Annotated in this window: 11 protein-coding genes and 1 tRNA gene; 3 read left to right on the plus strand and 9 right to left on the minus strand. The window is 32.2% G+C overall.

Annotated features, from left to right (window positions below; all coding sequences use genetic code 11):
* Nucleotides 1-1,888 precede the first annotated feature (1,888 nt).
* From dxs to trpD, 6 genes are all read right to left on the minus strand, one after another.
* Nucleotides 1,889-3,754: a 1-deoxy-D-xylulose-5-phosphate synthase gene (dxs, locus tag A35E_RS00220; protein ID WP_014888667.1), complete on the minus strand. Its 1,866-nt coding sequence runs from the start codon at nt 3,752-3,754 to the stop codon at nt 1,889-1,891.
* 67 nt (nt 3,755-3,821) lie between these two features.
* Complete coding sequence (locus A35E_RS03110) at nt 3,822-4,109, minus strand: isoprenoid biosynthesis enzyme family protein (protein ID WP_014888668.1); 288 nt, start codon at nt 4,107-4,109, stop codon at nt 3,822-3,824.
* A gap of 2,128 nt (nt 4,110-6,237) precedes the next feature.
* Nucleotides 6,238-7,071 (minus strand): tryptophan synthase subunit alpha, encoded by an 834-nt coding sequence (trpA, locus tag A35E_RS00230; protein ID WP_014888670.1) that lies wholly within the window; start codon nt 7,069-7,071, stop codon nt 6,238-6,240.
* Entirely contained in the window at nt 7,071-8,261 is a 1,191-nt protein-coding gene (gene trpB, locus A35E_RS00235; protein WP_014888671.1) for a tryptophan synthase subunit beta, read from the minus strand. The genes trpA and trpB overlap by 1 nt, the downstream gene beginning before the upstream one ends.
* A 41-nt stretch (nt 8,262-8,302) precedes the next feature.
* The gene (gene trpCF / locus A35E_RS00240) at nt 8,303-9,667 is read right to left on the minus strand and encodes a bifunctional indole-3-glycerol-phosphate synthase TrpC/phosphoribosylanthranilate isomerase TrpF (protein ID WP_014888672.1); all 1,365 of its coding nucleotides are present in this window, start codon (nt 9,665-9,667) and stop codon (nt 8,303-8,305) included.
* A 7-nt stretch (nt 9,668-9,674) separates the two neighbouring features.
* Nucleotides 9,675-10,673: an anthranilate phosphoribosyltransferase gene (gene trpD / locus A35E_RS00245; RefSeq protein ID WP_014888673.1), complete on the minus strand. Its 999-nt coding sequence runs from the start codon at nt 10,671-10,673 to the stop codon at nt 9,675-9,677.
* A gap of 1,765 nt (nt 10,674-12,438) precedes the next feature.
* Here trpD and A35E_RS00250 point away from each other — a divergent pair.
* Nucleotides 12,439-12,522, plus strand: a tRNA-Leu gene (locus A35E_RS00250).
* 774 nt (nt 12,523-13,296) lie between these two features.
* On the opposite strand, the gene znuB is transcribed toward A35E_RS00250, so the two are convergent.
* Together znuB and znuC are read right to left on the minus strand one after the other, a co-directional pair.
* Nucleotides 13,297-14,082 carry a zinc ABC transporter permease subunit ZnuB gene (gene znuB, locus A35E_RS00255; protein WP_014888674.1) on the minus strand — a complete coding sequence of 262 codons (786 nt, stop codon included), beginning with the start codon at nt 14,080-14,082 and terminating at the stop codon, nt 13,297-13,299.
* 71 nt (nt 14,083-14,153) lie between these two features.
* On the minus strand, nt 14,154-14,870 hold the full coding sequence (znuC, locus tag A35E_RS00260; RefSeq protein ID WP_014888675.1) for a zinc ABC transporter ATP-binding protein ZnuC: 717 nt from the start codon (nt 14,868-14,870) through the stop codon (nt 14,154-14,156).
* Nucleotides 14,871-15,036: 166 nt separating this feature from the next.
* On the opposite strand from znuC, the gene znuA reads away from it, so the two are divergent.
* A complete protein-coding gene (znuA, locus tag A35E_RS00265; RefSeq protein ID WP_230197095.1) occupies nt 15,037-15,927 on the plus strand; it encodes a zinc ABC transporter substrate-binding protein ZnuA in 891 nt (296 codons plus the stop codon).
* Nucleotides 15,927-17,249, plus strand: a complete 1,323-nt coding sequence (mepM, locus tag A35E_RS00270; protein ID WP_014888677.1) for a murein DD-endopeptidase MepM — start codon at nt 15,927-15,929, stop codon at nt 17,247-17,249. Before znuA ends, mepM begins: the two co-directional genes overlap by 1 nt.
* Nucleotides 17,250-18,089: 840 nt before the next feature.
* On the opposite strand, the gene recD is transcribed toward mepM, so the two are convergent.
* Nucleotides 18,090-19,958, minus strand: coding sequence for an exodeoxyribonuclease V subunit alpha (gene recD, locus A35E_RS00275; RefSeq protein ID WP_014888678.1), 1,869 nt, complete (start codon nt 19,956-19,958; stop codon nt 18,090-18,092).
* Nucleotides 19,959-19,970: the final 12 nt, after the last annotated feature.

Below are 19,970 nucleotides of genomic sequence, written 5' to 3' on the forward strand. Positions count from 1 at the left end.
AGAAATCCCCTACTTGGATATTAAATCCAAATTTAGCTTCTCTAATATTTACACTTCCCATCAAAATAACAAGCTATTCTTGCATCTAAAATGATTAGACACCTTAAGATTAAGACCTATAAAATAATTTATTACGTAATAAGCAATACGAATTAAAAAAAAATACAACAATAAATACCATTAATTTTTTAAAGTGACCATAGCCATACCAGCTAACTAAAAAATAGTTTATGACTTTAACTAAAGCAGGAATAATAAGTAAGTTTATTAAACTTATATGAAATAAAACTAAAATTTACATTTATTCTTTATAATAGCACTATCTAATAAACTTCTTTTCATTTATTAAACTTCAACTTTTAGTTATGTAAATAACTGCATCAACAAGATATACATTATTAAAAAAAGTTATTTATTATTGATTTCAATTAACCTTTAAAGCAATATTTACTAGACAGTACTATTATATTTTAAGCATATTAGTTATTATATAGTTTTATGGTAATTTAAGCTATCTCAATAAAAATTGATCTTTGAATATTTCTATAATTTTTTTGATATCTATAAAATTCAAAGAAACTCAAATTGATGTATATAATCTTTCATAAAAACTTTTATATAAGTAGTTATTTTTAATAAAAATCTAAACTTTAAAATATTTTTATAAAATTATTGTTATCTTGATTTTAAAATAATTAGTTATAAATTTTGTTTATTTTATAAAAAAATAAAAACTGATATTATTATTAATATATTTTTCATTAAACAACATAAATATTACAAATATTAAGAACGTGTTCTTATATAATCTCTTTATTTTTAAAGAAATCTGTTTTTCAAGCAAATAGATAAGTTTATATTTATTTTTTTATAAAAATTGAAGTAATTAAACAAAACCTAATATTATTTATAATACTTTTTATAGAAATATTTACTATAAATTTGATTGTTTTAATATTATACCTATTATAGGTATCTTCTTAATTTAAGATTGGAATATTATCTCTAAATCTATTAAGTAAATAATACAATAAATAATTTGTAATCAATAAATGTTTTTAAATCAAATTAAAGTAATATACCCCTATTAACTATAGTAATAATTTAAATGTTTAAATAAATCATGTATAATAGTTATTACAAAATATTTAAATAATTCACTATCAAAATAGAGATAAACTATATACTTCGTCTCTAAAACACTTTGTTACGTAACAAGTATACTTATTAATTGATTTTTAATAAATATTTAAAAAAAATAAGTTAACAAATATAGTTAGATAATATCATTGATTATGTTAGTAACATAATTAAATCAACTGTTCGTTTTATAGTTTAATTCTATTAAAAATAAAACTAAAACGTTTAATTAATTTTACATAACATTAATTAGTTAAAAACTTAAATCATATAATCGCAATAATTTTATTATAAAAAAAATTAACATCATTATATAGATTTAGATAATTAATCAGTTTAAAAAAACATAATCCTATTATGTCTAAAAAAACAAAGAATTAACAAAACACCTATCAAATAGAATACTCTTAATAAGACCAACCCTATCTGGTTATAAAAAAAATACCTGCATCTCCACTTGATGTCATGCGCGTGTAATAATAAATATTTTCTATAAAAAATAAAAAATCAAGCTGTTACAAAAAAATAGGATAATAAATAAATCCTTGCATGGTTGAATTTAATGCAAAAAGTTATTAATGTGTTTATTTAATAAAACTTTTATATAAGTTTCCATAAAAATCTCATAAAATAAATCGATCTGATTGATGATCAGATTAAGAAAATTAACTTAATAGTTTAAACAATCCTAATAAATATAAAAATTCTTTTAAAAAAATAAATCCCTATTTATATTCTATATATTAATTTAAGTTAACCAGTCTTCAATTTTTTTCTGAATGCCCACTGCATCAAGCCCCAATGCTACTCGCATTTCTTCTTGAGTGCCCGATGGAATAAAATAGTCAGGAAAACCAATATTTAAGACAGGTATTGTGAGTCTCTTATACATTACATGCTCATTTACAGCACTACCAGCGCCACCCATAATCACATTTTCCTCAATTGTAACCAAAGATCGATGAGTCATCGCTAACTCACTAATCAAGGAACCGTCAAGTGGCTTCACAAAACGCATATCTACTAAAGTTCCATTCATGGCTTTTGCTACCTCTTTGGCATGAGGCAACAAAGCCCCAAAATTAAGAATAGCGATGTCGTCTCCATGACGACGTATTATCCCTTTACCTAATGGCAATTCATATAAATCAGAAATGGTAGCACCTGTACCATTACCGCGAGGATAACGAACCGCAATTGGTCCTCCCTTATAGCAATATCCTGTATGTAACATTAGTCGACATTCGTTCTCATCGCTCGGAGTCATAATCACCATATTTGGAATACATCGTAAATAAGAAAGATCGAATGCACCTTGATGAGTTTGTCCATCAGCACCAACAAGACCACCGCGATCAATCGCAAAGAGTACGGGTAAATTTTGAATAGCAACATCATGGATAACCTGATCGTACGCTCTCTGCAGAAAAGTAGAATAAATAGCTACTATTGGATTATAACCACCGATAGCTAAACCAGCCGCAAAAGTAACGGCGTGTTGTTCTGCGATAGCAACATCAAAATACTGATGCGGATATTTTTGTGAAAACGAAGTCATGCCAGAACCTTCTCGCATAGCAGGTGTGATAGCCATAAGTTTATTATCGTATTCAGCAGTAGTACACAACCAGTTTCCGAAAACTGTTGAGTAAGTAGGGTTGCATCTAGTACTTACTTTCGGTAAAACGCCTACATCAGGATCAAATTTAGGTACTGCATGCCAACTAATGGGATCTTTTTCAGCTGGCGCATAGCCACAGCCTTTTTTTGTCATAATATGAAGTAACTGTGGTCCTTTTTTATCTTCAATACTCTTTAATGTCTGAATTAACCCCTGAACATCATGCCCATCTACTGGACCGATATAATTTACCCCTAACTCTTCAAATAAGGCACCCGGAACTACTATGCTTTTAATATGCTTTTCAGTACGCTTAAATAAATCTTTAATTGGAGGGATACTAGAAAGATTTTTTTTACTTTTTTCAAATAAATCAGAAGATGCGTCACCAGATAAAACTGCTTTAAAATAATTATTTAAGCCCCCAACAGTTTCTGAAATAGCCATTTTATTATCATTGAGTATCATCAATAGATTAAACTTGATATCACCCGCATGATTCATCGCCTCGAAAGCCATACCAGCAGTAATAGCTCCATCACCAATCACGCACACTATACGACGACCTAACCCCTCATGTTTAGCTGCCACTGCCATACCAAGACCAGCACTGATAGAGGTAGAAGAATGTCCTACAGAAAGGTGATCATATTCACTTTCTCCACGCCACGGAAAAGGATGAAGACCATAACGTTGTCGAATAGTAGAAATACGGTCACGTCGACCAGTTAAAATCTTATGAGGATAAGCTTGATGCCCAACATCCCAAATCAACCGATCAAAAGGCGTTTTATAAACATAATGCAAAGCTACCGTCAATTCTACGGCGCCTAACCCAGAAGCAAAATGTCCACTAGAACGACTCACGCTATCCAACAGAAATTCTCGCAACTCAGAGCATAATTCCACCAAGCGATCTTTGGGTAACTGACGTAATTGCTTAGGGTCGTCCACCAAAAATAATGTTGGATATTTTTTAATATCAAGGATCATGAAATATACTCATACCTAAGATAGAAAGACCGTATTACTTGTTTATCATGCTCAATAATATAACGTGCTAACGCCACAAAACATCAGCACCATAAACTAGCGCTGAAACACATTTTAAGAAATATATTGACACATAATACAAATCTTGAGTTTTAGAACGCTCCATCTCTAAACCCATTAATTCCGAATAAATCCTTTTACCTAAAAGCTGATCTGCTCCTTTTTGTTTTCCTGTAGTTCTGACTAGCCCCAACAATGTCAAGAATGTCATTCTTGTATCTGAAAAGCAAGCCCAACAAAAAGAGGCAAAATGATCTAAATTAATTAACATCGATCCACCACGCTTCCCTACCACTAATATCCCAATCTAAACCGGAGCCATAATAAGCGTTCCTGTTTTATAACCATAAATTATTTTAAATTTTTCACTCGAAATTTTCTTATTTGCATCTAATAAATCTCAGAACTCTCCGAGAGACATACCATCGACACCACGAGCAGAAGTGAGCACCAAGATAATTTCAGTCTATCCTGTGGAGATAACCTCTGCTATTTCTGATTAGAAAAAATACTAAACGTCAATGTCTATAATGCATTTTCAGCTAAAATGGCTGTCACTTATCCAAACTGAATGTGACAAATTGGAAACCCTCTACGTAACGCGTATCATTATCCATTGCCAGTAAATTATCATGAATTAAAGAATAAATGGATACATTCAACTACCACAGTGAGAGCATCAAGACTTTCGAATCTTAACCCAAACAAAAAAAATCTGTATTATAAGCTAAAAACGGACTGAGTCTTTTACCATCCACTAAAAGTAGCGTAACGCATAGCTTAAATCGGAGGTGCATACAGAATTGCTTAACATGCTGGGATAATACTTCAAACCTGCATGTACTTTTTTACGACTTATCTTCAAGAGTATATTCAAAATCAATCATAGAATGCTTTTTTTTTCGAGAAGAATGAGTTTGTATAACCCATTTACATATTCTTTATTAGAATCACTCCAGACTATTTTTTATGTATTAAAGTTTAAGTTTAATCTAAATAATAAATAAAAATCCTTTTTTTCATATACATTTAGCATATGATTGAATAACAATTCAGTCAATTTAAAACAAGTTGTTATATTATATTTTTTAAAAAAAATTTATTGAAATAAACAATTATTCTGTTTTTTATATATGTGTATGTTTTAGATATAAAACGAAAAGGAAGATTCTCTAAGTTTCTACAACCTTTTTCTTACAAGTAAGTTGTACATACATTACTGATTATTATCAGTGACGATTAATCCTAAAAAAATCAATCTCAGAAAACAAATATTTTTATATTAACATTAATTATTTGATAACAATACTTTTTATTAATTAACTAAATCACAAAGACTAGAAAAGTTTAATGTTTTAAAAGAGCTCTTTTTTAACAAAAATAAGTATTAAAATAAATAGTTTATACATAAATAAAAAAATCCGGACATCTCGTCGGTCAAGATATAAACTCTAATTTAATTTATTGTCTATAAATAATATTGATTAAAATCATATAAACAATCACGTTTTTTTATAAAACGATCTCATACTAAAGTCGTTTCATCTAAAAAAATAAAAAAAATAATTTATCTGCAAAAAAATTGATAAATAAAAAATCAAGTTTTTAACATCTAAGTATATTAATGAAAATTTCCCTCAAGACTAAATTATATATACTACTATATACGATAAAACATTAAGTCATATAGTAAAACAATTTACTAAAAGTAAAAATACACGATAATTCGAATAAAATGCATTATAATAAAATAATACAAAATTATAAGATAAACCCAGATACAACAGTGTTCATATCGTTAAAGTCGACATTAAGAATAACGTTCTTTTTCAAGACTAGATTAATATTGTGTATAATATAGCGTGTCATACAAGCAGCCTCAATGTGTAATCTTATACAAACTTATCATTCTTAATTGTTCAATATAGAAAAACCCGGATTTTGATAAACCAAGTAAAATAAAAAATCGCTCAAGTTTTTATATAACTAGAAACATAAAAAGTTAGCATGTTGATAATCACAGCAAAATATAAAAATAAAATTGTCCAATTTAATAATTGATAAAATTATTTCCTCTATCAAACTCTTTTTAAGAAAAAAATTCTTAATATCGCGATTAAAATCTACAAATAATTAAAAAGATAAGTATCGCAAATTTATTCCAAAAACTTAAATAATTGTTTTTTTATAAAAATAAAACTCGTCTATCGTCTACTAGACGATACTTAAAAAAAATAAGTATTAAAATACTTTTAATAAAAAAAACAAACTTATTTATATTTATTTTAACAACCTTGTTTATATTAAGTAAAAAAATAATAATAATTAAACTTGTTAATGATTCTTTATACACTTTAAATCGCAAAAAGAAATATTCTATACATGCCGATTATGTTGATTTTTTTACAACATCTCTTGATTGTTTAAATTATCAATTTATTTTTACATAAACTAGATTTTGTTGCTTCTTTCAGTTTATTTACAAATTGTGCTAAATTTTCTAACATAATATCTAAATTATCGAGGTATTTTTCAATAACTTGGACTATAGCTGAACCTGAAATAACTCCAGTTACTCCAGATGCAAGTGCAACTCTCACCTGACTTGTTTGGGAGATACCAAATCCTTGTAATATCGGTGGAGCATTATATTGTTTTAAAGTTTCGACAATATGCTTAATGGGAACATTAGCACGCTTCTCGCTTCCGGTCACACCGGCGCGTGAGAGAAGATAGGTATATCCTCGCCCATGTAAAGCAATTTCGCGCATTAAAGTATCATCAGCATTAGGAGGGCATATAAAAATAGGCGCTATTCTATAGCGCAAAGCCGCTTGTCGAAAGGGCAAGCTTTCTTGAAAAGGAACATCTGCAACCAATATTGAGTCAATGCCAATTTCCGCGGAGCGCCGATAAAAAGTCTCTATTCCCTCATTATAAATAAGATTTGCATACATTAAGAGACCAATCGGTATAACCGGATACTTTTCGCGAATTGTTTGAAGAATTTTAAAACAACACTCCTTTGTAATTCCAGAAGAAAATGCTCTCAAATTGGCATTTTGGATGATAGGACCGTCAGCTAGTGGGTCAGAGAAGGGGATGCCCACTTCTAACGCATCAGCACCAGCATCAATTAGTGTCTCGATAATGCGTAACGAAACACTAAAGTTAGGATCGCCAAGCGTTACAAAAGGAACAAATGCACCTTCATTACGCTCTTTTAGCTTGTCAAATAATTGCTGATAGCGTTCCATTAAATCTCTCCCCTCGCCTTTAAAATATCATGAACAGTAAAAATGTCTTTATCTCCACGCCCAGATAAATTAACTACCAAAATTTGCTTTTTTTCTGGTTGTTTCTTTATCATTTTTAGAATGTATCCCAGTGCATGAGATGATTCAAGTGCTGGTATAATACCTTCTTGTCGAGAAAGGCAACGAAACGCTTCTAAAGCCTCTTCATCAGTAGCAGACACATACTCTGCTCTCCCTATCTTGTCAAGGTAAGCATGCTGCGGACCTACTGACGGAAAATCTAGACCCGCTGATATAGAATAAGATTCTTCAATCTGTCCTTCACTAGATTGCATCATGGGTGACTTCATTCCAAAATAGATACCTGTACGACCGTATTTTAAGGATGCTCCATGTTGACCAGTCTCAACACCTAAACCAGCAGGTTCTACACCTATTAAACGCACTGATGGTTTGTCAATAAAATCAGCAAACATGCCGATAGCATTGGATCCACCACCAACACAAGCGATAACTGCATCTGGCAAACAATCTTCGTACTCTTGCAACTGTATCCGTGTTTCTTCGCCAATCATGCGTTGAAATTCACGAACAATCGTTGGATATGGATGTGGCCCTGCTGCAGTGCCGAGCATATAGTGAGCTTGTTCATAACTTTCGGACCAATCACGCAACGCCTCATTGCATGCATCTTTTAAACTTAAAGAACCACTATGTACTGGAATAACCTCCGCACCCATCAATCGCATTCGAAACACATTAGGTGACTGACGCTCGATATCTTTGGAACCCATATAAATACGACACTTTAATCCCAATAATGCAGAACATAACGCAGAAGCTACACCATGTTGACCAGCTCCAGTTTCCGCAATAATTTCAGTTTTACCCATTCGCTTAGCTAACAATACTTGCCCCAAAACCTGATTAGTTTTATGCGCCCCCCCATGTAATAAATCTTCGCGTTTAAGATATAGTTTCGTGGACGTACCTACCGTTAAATTCCGACACAGAGTAAGAGGGGTGGGTCGACCAGCGTAGTTTTTTAATAAACTACTAAATTCAGTATGGAATGCTGGATCAGCTTGAGCAAAAACAAACGCTTCTTCTAACTGAATTAGTGCAGGCATGAGGATTTGGGGTACATACATCCCACCAAATTCACCAAAATACGGATTAAGTCTTGTCATACTCAATTATCTCTTAACAATGTCAAATTACGAGATGTAGATTAATAATCTCGCAAAATCTGAAATACTTTAGCTATTTTATCGTGATCTTTAATACCGGGGATACTTTCTACACCAGAGTTAAAATCCAGTCCCACACAACCAAACCGGGATGCTAATGAACAGTTATCTATTCCTATGCCACCGGCAAGAATAACATCATCTAGTCTACCTTGCTCTAATTGTAACCAATTAAAAGGTTTTCCGGTACCACCCCCACCATTGTCTAAAATATAACGATCAACGTGGAACATCTCTCGAAATTGCAATGACATCTTGTCCATATTTATTGCTTTCCAAATATGACATGCAGGCGGCAAAATATAACGAAGTGAATCAATATAATTTTGATCTTCATTCCCGTGTAATTGAATTCCAGATAAAGATAAAATATTGGCGGTCAAAGCAACATCTTTGACAGGCTTGTCCCGGAAAATGCCAATATACTTTAAATCTACGCTCTCTACTATAGTTCTAGCAGTCTTTATATCAACATCTCGCGGAGAATTTGGAACAAAAATTAGCCCACCATAAATTGCACCATTGTCTAAGGCAGAGCGCGCATCACTAACACGAGTAAGTCCGCATATTTTGTTTTCACCCAATAATACTCGATGCACTCCCATTATTAAATTCGGTTCAGACATTAACGTACTACCGATTAAAAAACCATTCACATACTGACTGATTTTTCGTACCTTACTATAAGAATCAATACCAGACTCGCTAATGACCGTCACATTTTTAGGTAGTTCCGAACGAAGCATAGGAGTCCGATTTAAATCAATTGATAAATCACGCAAGTCACGGTTATTAATACCAATGACTTTTGCTCCCAAACAAATAGCCCGCTTGCACTCTTCCACACTAATTACTTCTGTTAATATACCCATATTCAAGCTGTGGGCTACGGAAGATAACTTACGGTAAGTATCGTCGTCAAGAACAGACAACATCAATAATATAGCGTCTGCTTGATATAAACGTGCAAAGTAAATTTGCCAAGGATCAATTATAAAATCTTTACATAATACTGGTTGGCTTACTAGCGCACTTAATTCACCTAGATAATTAAAGCTGCCTTGAAAGTATTTCTCATCAGTTAATACAGAAATGACAGACGCATAATTGCGATAAACATTTGCAATAGCTGTTATATCAAAATCTTTACGAATAAGACCTTTAGACGGCGATGCTTTTTTACATTCTAGGATAAATTCTGTTCTTTTGCTAGAAAGTGCTTGATAAAAATCTCTTGAACTAACTTTTACTTTATGAAAGAAACTTTCTAATGGTGTAATTCGCTTATTATTGGCAACCCATTCATATTTATTTAGAATTATTTTTTTAAGTACTGTGTCTTGCATACCTTTCTTATCCTCTTGCTGCCAATTCCATTATACGAAGATAGGAATTACCGCTATGAATTTCTTCAAGTGCACGATGAACATTTTCAGTAAGATTGTCCTGTCCAAACAATTTAAGCAAAAGAGCTACATTGGCAGCAACAGTAAATTCATGTGATTTTTCACCTTTCCCTTTTAAGAAACGGGTAATAATTTCACGATTTTCTTCTGGAGTACCCCCTTTTAGAGACTTGAGCGGTTGCACCGGTAATCCAAAATCTGCTGCAGTTAAGGTGTAACTGTCAATTATTCCACCATGCAATTCTACTACTTTTATTGGTGCATGCAAAGCTACTTCATCCATACCTCCACTATGCACTACTGCAGCACGCTCATAACCTAAAACTCGCATTGTCTCAGCTAATGGTAATAAAAGTTCGGGCCTATAAACACCAATCAAAGCTAGTGGTGGTCGGGCAGGATTTATTAAAGGACCGAGCACATTAAATAATGTACGTGTTTTTAGTACTTGACGTACCGGCATCGCATGACGAAAACCAGGGTGGTATTGTGGGCCAAATAAAAAGCAGATACCAAGTTCATCTAAAGCCTTACGTGATATATTAGCCGGCATGTCGAGGCGAACACCAAATGCTGCTAACAAGTCAGAAGAGCCTGAACGACTTGACACGCTCCGATTACCATGCTTGGCTACACGGACATTGCAACCAGCTGCGACGATAGCGCTCACAGTTGAAATATTAATACTATTACTTCCGTCTCCACCAGTACCGACGATATCAGAAAAAAGATAATCAGGCCGAGGAAATGGACTCGAACTAGCTAACAATGCGCTAGCCGCTCCTGCAATTTCTTCGGGGCATTCACCGCGTACTTTCATGCTAATTAATACAGCTGCAAGTTCTTCGCAAGCTAACTGCCCGCGAATTATAGCTTTAAAAAGCTGTTGGCTTTGTTCGCGGCTCATACGCCCGCCATGATAAAGATGTTCCAGTATCGCTTTCATGCAAAATCCTTCTGATTACGTCTACCAGTCAGTCGAGCGGATGGTTTTAAAATATGCTCTTCTACTCTTAACCATTAATGATCTAGAGAAGTAGAACCTGTAGTCTTTCTTAAAGTAAGACCAACCACATCGATATCTTTAAATCATTATAATTATAATAAATTAAGCTCTACTACCGTCCGACCTTACATATGATATAAAATGGAGTGGTTTTATTGATATCTAAATATTTATCTTAAACAAGTTAAGAACAAAACAATTGTATTATAAAACAACATATCGAATATTTATTTAAATAACTTTTTATCTTAAGTATTAAACATGCTAACCTTTTAGGCTATGCTAAATTTAGTTACACCCTCAAAATATTCTTACTAAATTTTATAGGTAAATATCATTTTATATAAATTACTACTTTAAAATTGCCATTAAGAATTAATGCTTCTGCTGTATAGGGAAGATCGCAGTGAATTAAGTTAAGTATCGCTAAATACGTTCAGAGTATAATAATGCCACTTTAACGGATAAAAATCACGAATCTAATTATAGTTAGTAATTGTATTGGTGCAGGGTATTGATACTAAATAATATAATTCTAATGAATTTTAATAATCATTTCTTAAAAACCTTAAAACTTTAGTGGTAGCAGTAAATCTAATTGCAAAAAAAAAGATCAACTCAAAACTGAAACTCATATAAATCGACTTTACTTCACGATAAAATTTAATTAAAAATTATAAATTGTCATTGAAAATCTCTTTATTCTGTAGACACTTAAACAGTTATCAACATAATATTACTCTCTAAACTAAGTAATGATAGTTAAAATATACTAAATTATGCTCTGTAATTTTTTGCAAATTATTGCATAAATCGGCTTTAGTAACAAAATCTATATGTCTTCAATAATTTTTATCAATAGATGTTTTTTGTAAACTTATGTAAGATAAATCTCTTTTTTATGTGTTCATAAGTTCTAAAAAAAATGAAGACTGATCTAAAATGTGAGTAATGCACAGATCCAATATATGCCATTTAATTCTTTAATCTTTCAAAAACCACTAGTTAGTTCATCCGTACAAACTAATGGTCATTATATTTTAAATAGAGTTTAATGTGTAACTAAATAAAAATTTAAACAACACATATGCATTACATTTTTATATTACCGTAATGATCATATACTTACCACAAGTTTATAAAATATTATTATGTCCATCACGATATATTAGCTAAATACAAATAAATAAAATACGTTAAAAACTATTGTATCTTTTGCTGTGATTTATTTTTTCTAGATGCAATTTCTTAAGAACACATTTGAAAAACTGACTTTTTAAAAACTTAATTAAAGATGCTTAAATTAAAATTAAAAAATATTATTTATTAATCAAATATAAAAACTACCTCTATATTTCACTATAATTGTTATAAGACAAACGTACAAATCTGATCTGCATTCGAACCAAAAAAGATTAACAGATTTTTTCCACACTAATATAGCAATAGTTAATACATCTGTGGTACTATAACTCTGAGCTCTACGTTAAAATATTGATTTTTATGCTTGATTCAACCAAAGATAGTGATTATTCTCATAAATAACTTATACGGAATCTTTAGTGATACCGCAGAAATCAAAATCATCAAATTAACCACAACAAATAAAATTTAATAAAAATTTAATTAGATTCATATCAATGCAACATCTAAATATAATATTTCTTTAGTTCTGAGTGCAAAAAAAAGCTCAGATTCAATCAGTGCCGAAGTGGCGAAATCGGTAGACGCAGTTGATTCAAAATCAACCGCTTTTTGCATGCCGGTTCGAATCCGGCCTTCGGCACCACGTAAACACTATTATATAAAACGGATACGTTTTCAATCATTTTCACTATAATATAGAATCGATTCCATGATTGTTAATATGCTATCTATTAACCTGTCGCAAATATGCGAATCACAGTTTTTTATTATTATCAATTAAATATACTATAGGATCTTTCAACTTACTAACAAGCATAAAAACAATGCTTTACTTTAAACATTTAACTTGATGTTTAACCAAAAAAGTCGCAATATAACGTGATGAGTTTAATAAAAATTAATTAAATAAAGCCAAAATCTATAAAATCATACAATGAATTGTGTAATCAACATAGTTCAAGCGCAACAAAAGATTGATTTATCTATATCTTATGTTAGATTAAATAAATGTTTTTACTTATTTAAACCAAATCACCAAAAACCTTACATTGATTGTTAATAATCGAAAGTTTAGGGTCTTTTTTAAAAAATTGTTGTCAACAGTATATGGTTAATTATACGTTGCTAACACCACTTGAATTAAGCGGTCTTAATTTTAAAAAAAACACAAATTCAAATATGTAAAAACTTTTAAACAGTTAACACATTTCTCGGTAATTTTTACTAACTTTATAATGTATATAACACCTTTTAATCAAGAACTATATGTTTTAGTTGTAGTGAAAAAAAGTATATTAAATTGATTAAGAAGATATATATAAAATAAAAATTTCACTTCACAGTTCTACATCAACGATTAATTTAAAAAAATATCCACTAAAAACTCGAACTAACTATTGTTATGTTTAAACGAGCGTTATGAGCGCATTTTAAACATTAAACTAAACAAGAACATTAATGAAGAACAAAGTACTACAGATGGACCAGCCGGTGTATCGCAGATTGCAGAGAATGCTAAACCACCAGTTACCGACAGCCCACTTATTAAAGTAGCAAATAACACCATTTGTTCCGGAGTACGTGCACAACGTCGAGCAGCCGCAGCTGGGATTATGAGAAGCGACGTAATAATTAATGCACCGACAAATTGCATGGAAAGCCCGATAGTCAGTGCAGTAACTAACGTTAATAGAAGCTTAATTCTGGATAAGCGAATTCCGTCAACATGAGCTAATTCAGGATGTATACTAACAGATAACAAGGAACGCCATTTCCATGTGATTAGAATTAATACCACCGCAACACCCACCCCCAATATCTTAATATCGTGCAATGTAATTGCTAGTAAGTCACCAAAAAGATAGGCCATCAAATCTACTCTAAGTTCTCGCATTAAACTCACCATCACCAGTCCAAGAGATAACGATGCATGAGCTAAAATTCCTAATAGAGTGTCCATAGCAAATTGAGGAAACTGTTCTAACCAAACTAACCCAAAAGCTAAAAATAGAGTAACTATAATTACACCATAAAAAGGGTTCATGTTTAATAAAAAACTAAAAGCTAAGCCTAAAAGAGAGGCATGCGCTAGAGCATCGCCAAAATAAGACATTTTTCGCCATACCACAAAAGCACCCAGCGGTCCCGCAGCTAAAGAAAGCAAGAGACCTGCAATCCAACTAGGCAACAATAATTCAATCATAACAGTATTCTCTCCTCACGCCCCCTTTCTCTTCTCCAATCAACTCTCAACGAGATAATTAAAAAAACTCTTTAAAAGTCGTGGGAGTGATTATGATTATGATCATGTTGGTAAACGGCAAGCCGTGATGCTTCACGATGACCAAACATAGCAATAAAATCCGGATGGTCTGAAATTACCTCTGGTGTCCCAGAACAACATATGTGACGATTAAGGCAAACTACCTCATGAGTTTTCGCCATCACAAGATGTAAATCATGAGACACCATTAATACAGCAAACATAAGTGTACGATGCAGATCATCCACTAAATCATAGAGTGCTATTTGACCGTTTACATCTACTCCTTGAGCAGGTTCATCTAAAACCAAAAGTTCTGGGGTATTAAGTAATGCGCGTGCCAATAAAACCCTTTGCATCTCACCACCAGACAACTTCTGCATCGGTACTTGCTGCAGGTATTCTACTTGAACTCGTTCCAGCACTGATTTAATATCATTTTTCTTCTTCCCTAACCGCAAAAAACGTTCTACAGTTAGCGGAAGTGTAGGATCAAGATAAATTTTTTGGGGGACATAACCTACACGTAGTTTTGGATGACGAATGAGGGTTCCAGTATTAGGAGCAATCAAACCAAGTACTACTCGTATTAAAGTTGATTTGCCGGCACCATTAGGTCCAAGTAAAGTCAGGATCCGTCCATGACGCAAAGTAAATGAAATATCATGCAAAACTACTGTTTCCCCAAAAATAACACTAATTTGTTTAAGAACTATCAAGTCGATCATAATAATTACGGTTGTTAAATGACGACTTTATTGTAACATAACAATCAACTTCGTTGATGATGAGAATTTTGCTATGCTTGCATCTCTTTCTAAGACTGTCTTGCATTTCATTTGCTTTACCTATTATATTATTTTATGGAGTAGCATATTCGGGATAATAACCAACATGTATGCCCATGCTGCAATCTTAACGTCTATACGCCCACTAGGATTTATCGCTGCTGCAATAGCTGATAAAGTTATTCCTGTAGAGGTAATGTTACCAGATCATGCTTCTCCTCACACTTATACTCTACGACCGACAGATGGATTACGATTAAAAAAAGCAGATATCTTAATTTGGGTGGGGCCGGAACTAGAATCCTTTTTATCAGGACTCACCTTTTCCCTGCCTACTAAGCGCTGCATTACTCTTTCCAAAGAGAAGCGAATCATCCCTCTCCTAAAAAAAAGCAGACTAAACACCTATAAATACTCTCTGTCAGATATAAATCAGAATTACAATTTTGGTCATCAACACGGTAAATATGACATGCATCTTTGGCTTTCTCCTATTATTGCTGAGCATATAGCTCAAATAATATATGAACATCTATTAGAATTGATTCCTACACAGAAAAAACTTTTAGACGAAAATTTACAAATTTTTAAAAATTTATTAATAGAAAACAACAAAAAAATTGCTAATATACTCTCACCGGTTCGTAATAAAGGATATTACGTATTACATGATGCCTACGGTTATTATGAAAAATATTATGGACTTATGCCTTTAGGTTATTTTAGCATCACTCCTGAAATACAACCAGGCGTACAGACTTTACATAAAATTAGAAAACAGTTGATTAAAAAAAAAGCAATCTGTATTTTTTCTGAACCACAATTCAATTCAGCTTCAATTAAATCCGTTGCCCGCGGACAAGATGTTTATATCGGCATGCTAGATCCATTGGGTATAGATATTTCTTTAGACAAGGGAAGTTACATGCGTTTTCTTCTAAATTTATCGAAGCAATATATAAACTGCCTAGAAAAAACATACGAGGACGATCGTTAGTGCAACAATTAACTCGATCCTTTTCCTTAATGTTTAATTATCTGTCACGACTTAATCGGATTATGTTAGGGTCACTAGCTATATTCACACTGATTATTGCTATTTGGAAAAATAGCATTTATTTCCCACTTTTTGGGCGACTTAATACAACTATCGTTTCTCCTGAAAAACGAAAATTTATTGATCAGCCTATTGATACTACTGGACATAGTAGTCAATTTTCAAAAGAAAATGAAAAAGATATAGAAAAAAATAATTCGAATATAAAAATCCATGAGACATCGAACACAAATAAATACGTCATTTTTAGTGGCGATACTATAAGTAAAATTCTTAGTCAACACAATGTTCCTATTGCTGACATAAAAGTTCTATCAAGAGAACATGCCGACTTACAAAATATTAAGGTGGGCCAATCACTGTCCTGGAAAATGACAGTTAATGGTAATTTGCAATATTTGATCTGGAATGTTTCTCAGCGAGAAATCCGCACCTACAACCGCATTTACGGTAAATTTCAAGAAAATATCACTTATATAAAAGGAAAATGGTGTAATACGACTTTAACTGGATATCTCAACGGAACGTTTATTAACAGCGCTCAAACGGCTGGCTTAAGCTACAGCGATACTTATGCTGTCATTTCCGCTCTTCAGTGGCAAATTGATTTTAAAAAACTACATAAAGGTGATAAATTTTCGGTGTTAATTGCAAGAGAAATGTTAAACGGTAAAAGCGCTCGAACCCAATTGCTTGCTGTTTATTTACATACCGCTGGTAAAGATTACTACGCTTTTCTTGCAGATAATGGTAAGTTCTATAATCGCGATGCAAAGGGGGTTACCCAATCTTTTATGCGGCTTCCTACATTAAAACAATTCCGTATATCTTCTACTTTTAACCCTAAACGTCTTAATCCTATCACCGGTCGCATTACAACTCACCTTGGAGTAGATTTTGCTGTTCCAGTCGGAACCCCGATATTAGCAGTTAGTGATGGGGAAGTCATTATTAGTAAATATGACGATATCGCTGGAAATTATATAGCTATACGGCATGGGCATCAATATATGACTCGTTACATGCATCTCCACAAACTTCTGGTAAAACCCGGTCAAAAAGTTAAACTTGGTGAACGTATCGCGCTATCAGGAAATACCGGTCGATCTACAGGACCTCATCTACACTATGAAGTATGGTTAAATCAACGACCTATTAATCCGCTAACGGCTACACTACCACGAAACGAAAGTCTAACTGGACACGATCGTAGCGAATACCTTAATAAGATTAAAACAATAATTCCCCAACTACACAGTTAAATTAATACCAATTTACTTAATACTCAAATTTATGCTTGACTTATTATTTGGTTTTTATCGAAAAAACCTTATGTATAAACATTATATAAAAAATAAATCTATAACAAAAAAATATTAATAAGTAATTAATTGTATATAAAAATAAATTCTTTTAGATCAATGGTTAACTATTTACTTATAGTATAAGGATATATTTATATATAAAATTAAAAAAAACTATCTGTATCACAACCTGTTGGTTGAATATATTAAAAAAATAAAGTCTATAAATTATTTTTTTATTCTTAACACAAAATATTTTAGTGCATATATAAAAATATTAATTTATCTAATAATTAATATCCTAACAGGATTCATATAACAGAATTGAAGACTTTAAAGCGCAGACAAGAAAAAATTTTTATAATTAGTCAACAATAAATTCAAATCTCCGTCTGATCTAAAAATTACAATTATTAATTTTAAAAATAGAAACTTTGATCTGACAGACTTGTAATAGACGCAAATATTATGCACCATACTGTTTATAAAAAAAATAAAAACTTATCCGACAAATAATATTTGATAAATTAAGATAAAAAATCATATTCCCTCAGTCATAACAGAAAGACTCTAGAAAAAAAAGGTTTGCGCTAATTGACTAATAGCGCTGTTTTTATAAAAAAACAATTTATAAATTAAATTATGATATATTGTAGATCAATCTTATATAAGATAAATTTATTTATTAAACACCCCAATAACATTTTTAGAAATTTTAATACTGTGAAATATATTAATATTTAATATGCAATAGATAATTTTAAAAAAATTCTAAAAAAATATCTTAGAGGAAATTAGCTATACTAATTTAATAGATAATCGTTGAACTAAACCACTATTTCTCTGAATCCGATTAGAAATAATATGTCGAACGATATCATCTCTAGCGTAGAGAGAAAATCGCTTGCGTACTCGTGTTACTGCAGTGTAGAATAGCTCTCTTGTAAGTAAAGAAGAGGTTTTATTAGGTAATACTAATACAACACGCTCAAACTCTGACCCCTGAGATTTATGAACTGTCATCGAAAAAGCCGTTTCATGTTTTGGTAACAGACTTATCGGCACTTCTTTTACACCTCCATCTGATAGAGGAAAATAAACACATAACGAATATATATTTTTTGATAGAACAAGACCAATATCCCCATTATACAACCCCATCGAAACCTCATTTTCCATAATCATTATAGGCCGACCTAAATAACTAGAATTACCGTTATCAAGAGTAATCAAACCAATGCGATTCAAAGCCTGTTCAATAGAACAATTAAGCCCTTCAACTCCAAAAATTCCGTTACGTAGAGCACAAAGTAAACGAAAACGATTGAAGGATTCTAAAATCACTCTCGGTTCATCATTATTATGTAGGCACCTTAAATAGTCTTGGTAACCTTGAATGCAGTTATCTATCATGCTTTGATAGTCTTTTAAATTATAAAGTGATATATAATCTATATCTTTTACCGTTGAAGATTTTAGAAGTTTTAATGCTGTTTTCCCGTTCCCGGAATTAATTGCATTAGCTAACTTTGCGATACCAGAATTTTTATTAAAACGGTAGCTTTTCCTTAATAAGCAAAGACTATCAGAAACTCTAAAAACATCACGAACTTTCTCTCCTGGCAATGTAAAACCAGTTAATCGCTTTAATTGTTCTCGCCGATTAAGGCTATAACCTGATTTTATGAACTGACAAATATCTTTAAAAACTGCACCTGATTCTACAGAAGACAGTTGACAATGATCCCCAAAAAAAATTACCCGAGCCTTCGCAGGAACAGCCGAAACAAGATGAGCCATCATTGGTAAATCAATCATTGAAGCTTCATCAATTATTAAAATATCTAAATTCAATAAATTATTAGAGTGATAACGCATACGTTGACTATCAGTCTCTAATCCAAGCAAACGATGTAGTGTTACTGCTTCACGCGGTAACTGTTTTTTTTGTTCTTCATTTAATTCTAAATGTTGTAATGCCAAACCTAACGATTGACTTAGCCGTATAGCTGCTTTACCGGTAGGGGCTGCCATTACAATACGCAAATACTGCTGTTGTTGATTACTAATTTGCAATAGTGATGCAAGTACCTTTGCAACCGTAGAGGTTTTTCCAGTCCCAGGCCCTCCGGATATAAGAACTACGAAATTTGTTATTGCAATCGCTGTAGCAACTTTTTGCCAATTAACTACATGTGTATCACCAGGGAAATAACGTCTTAAAACATCAGCAATTCTAACTTCATCAAGCTTTATGGGTATTATCCTTGGTTGATTAAAAAAATTTGCTACTATGCATTCATATTCCCACATGCGTTGTAAATATAGATTATCATGCTCTAAGACAAGCGGGGTAGGTCGAGAACCGTCACTAACAGCTTGTGACGCTAGAAGACATTTCTTCCAATCTTTTAGAGAAGGGTTGCCAGCATGTATCCATGCTCGTCGTGCCAATTCTGGCATTCGACCAGAAAATAGATTTTTTCGATTCAAATCTTTCAAGGGTAAACAAACATGACCCATAGCGGTATTAGCACTTACCCACACACTAGCTAGTAGCATCAATCCCTGATTATCATCAGATCTTGTTGCTACCATTAAACCAAATTGAACATCTATAGATCGAAAACAAGATAATTGTTGCGCCTCTGAAAGAATAGATTTCATCATTAACCTTCA

This window comes from secondary endosymbiont of Heteropsylla cubana, from assembly GCF_000287355.1.
Taxonomy (GTDB): domain Bacteria; phylum Pseudomonadota; class Gammaproteobacteria; order Enterobacterales; family Enterobacteriaceae.

Excerpts from the sequence above, each read along its gene's own strand:
- trpA (WP_014888670.1), bottom strand. The coding sequence starts at position 7,071 with ATGGAACGCTATCAGCAATTATTTGACAAGCTAAAAGAGCGTAATGAA.
- trpCF (WP_014888672.1), bottom strand. The coding sequence starts at position 9,667 with ATGCAAGACACAGTACTTAAAAAAATAATTCTAAATAAATATGAATGG.
- trpD (WP_014888673.1), bottom strand. The coding sequence starts at position 10,673 with ATGAAAGCGATACTGGAACATCTTTATCATGGCGGGCGTATGAGCCGC.
- znuC (WP_014888675.1), bottom strand. The coding sequence starts at position 14,870 with ATGATCGACTTGATAGTTCTTAAACAAATTAGTGTTATTTTTGGGGAA.
- znuA (WP_230197095.1), top strand. The coding sequence starts at position 15,037 with ATGTATGCCCATGCTGCAATCTTAACGTCTATACGCCCACTAGGATTT.
- recD (WP_014888678.1), bottom strand. The coding sequence starts at position 19,958 with ATGAAATCTATTCTTTCAGAGGCGCAACAATTATCTTGTTTTCGATCT.
- trpB (WP_014888671.1), bottom strand. The coding sequence starts at position 8,261 with ATGACAAGACTTAATCCGTATTTTGGTGAATTTGGTGGGATGTATGTA.
- dxs (WP_014888667.1), bottom strand. The coding sequence starts at position 3,754 with ATGATCCTTGATATTAAAAAATATCCAACATTATTTTTGGTGGACGAC.
- znuB (WP_014888674.1), bottom strand. The coding sequence starts at position 14,082 with ATGATTGAATTATTGTTGCCTAGTTGGATTGCAGGTCTCTTGCTTTCT.